The following is a 1327-nucleotide window of genomic DNA, read 5'->3' on the forward strand; positions in this document are numbered from 1 at the left end:
CGCACGGGGGGGGGGCCGGGCCCGCCCGCCCCGGCTGTTTGGCCCCCCCCCCCCCCCCGGGGGGCGGCGGGGCCCCCCCCCCGGGCCCCGCCGCCACGTGCCCCGCCTCCTCCACGGTCCCCGTCCCCGCTCCCACGCTTCGAGGTGTCGTCATGCGTTCCCCGTCCTCCCGCCTCTCCACGCTCGCCCTCGCAGCGGGCACCCTCCTCGCCTCCCTCGCCCTCGGCACCGGTCAGGCGTCCGCCGCCTCCGTCGCCACCTGGGACAAGCTCGCCCAGTGCGAGAGCGGCGGGAACTGGTCCGAGGGCGGTGCCCCCTACTACGGCGGCCTCCAGTTCAGCCTGAGCACCTGGCAGTCCGTGGGCGGCACCGACTTCGCGGCCTACCCGAACCAGGCGACCCGCGAGGAGCAGATCATCGTCGGCGAGCGCCTGCTCGACCGGGCCGGCGAGGGCCAGTGGCCCGTCTGCGGCCCCAAGGTCGGCCTCGGCTCCGACCCCGCCAACCCGGTCTTCGCCCACAAGGACGGGATCGGGATGTGGGATCCGTCGAGCCACTACTTCCATCTGCGGAACACGGCGACGGGTGGTGGCAATGACGCGGGTGACTTCGTCTTCGGTGCCACGGGGATGGTTCCGTTGGCGGGTGACTGGGACGGGAACGGTTCGGATGGTGTCGGGATGTACGACCCGTCGACGCACATGTTCTATCTGCGGAACTCGGCGAATGCGGGGGGCAACAGCTACGAGGTGAACTTCGGCAGTGTCGGTGACGTTCCGGTCATGGGTGACTGGGACGGCAACGGGACCGTGACGGTGGGTGTGTGGCGTCCGTCGAACCACACCTTCTACTTGAAGAACTCCAACACCAGTGGGGTGGCGGACAAGTCGTTCGTGTACGGGGGCGACGGGATGGTTCCGTTGGCTGGTGACTGGGACGGTGTGGGGGGTGACGGCATCGGGATGTACAACCCGTCGACGCACATGGTCTACCTGCGGAACACGCCGAACGCGGGGGGCAACGACTACGAGTTCGGTTACGGCAGCGTCGGTGACCAGGCGGTCGCGGGTGACTTCGACGGTGACGGCAAGGACACCGTGGCGGTGTGGCGGGAGAGCAACCACACCTTCTACGTGAACAACCAGAACACCAACAACGCGGCCGATTCCAGCTTCGTCTTCGGTGCGGACGGCATGATCCCGGTCGCCGGCGACTGGGACGGCAAGTAACACCCTCCCCGCGGGGGGGGGGGGGGGCCCCCCCCCCCCCCCCCCCCCCCCCCCCCCCCCCCCCCCCCCCCCCCCCCCCCCCCCCCCCCCCCCCCACG

The 1327-nt window shown here is 71.4% G+C and carries 1 protein-coding gene; it reads left to right on the forward strand.

Annotated elements, in window-relative coordinates; all coding sequences use genetic code 11:
- Positions 1-152: 152 nt before the first annotated feature.
- A complete protein-coding gene (locus ACFW22_RS15770; protein WP_386403799.1) occupies positions 153-1229 on the forward strand; it encodes a transglycosylase family protein in 1077 nt (358 codons plus the stop codon).
- Positions 1230-1327 lie beyond the last annotated feature (98 nt).

Source organism: Streptomyces sp. NPDC058872 (genome assembly GCF_042743065.1).
Lineage (GTDB): Bacteria > Actinomycetota > Actinomycetes > Streptomycetales > Streptomycetaceae > Streptomyces.